This is a genomic window from Paraburkholderia sp. SIMBA_030 (assembly GCF_046535245.1).
Lineage (GTDB): Bacteria > Pseudomonadota > Gammaproteobacteria > Burkholderiales > Burkholderiaceae > Paraburkholderia.
The window spans coordinates 1-256 of sequence record NZ_JAWRXB010001035.1 but is presented as its reverse complement, the minus strand read 5'-3'; the positions used below and the strand labels follow the sequence as shown (position 1 = coordinate 256).

The window sequence follows — 256 nt, the reverse complement described above, 5'->3', positions numbered from 1 at the left end:
GCGACGAGGCGGGGATTTACTCGTTGCGTGCGCTGGGCGCTTCGTCCAAGGGCGTCCACCAGGTCACCGGCGGTGTTACTGTAAAGCGCCGGCCAGTCACCTTGCTTGGCGTGATCCTGATGAAGTGGTCCTTTTGCCCTGCCTCCCAGGGGAACAGGAGTAGCCCCACTGTGTCCAGCACTTCCTCGGTGAGTTTCACTGCTGAGGCATTTCCTTTGATTACTACGCTCCACGCAACACCGGTTTCGGCGTTGAC

1 protein-coding gene is annotated in these 256 nt (G+C 59.8%); it reads right to left on the bottom strand.

Translation table 11 applies throughout. From position 1 onward, the window contains the following. Positions 1–16: 16 nt before the first annotated feature. A partial coding sequence (locus SB772_RS43180) for a hypothetical protein (protein WP_410838919.1) occupies positions 17–256 on the bottom strand: 240 nt, incomplete at its 5' end.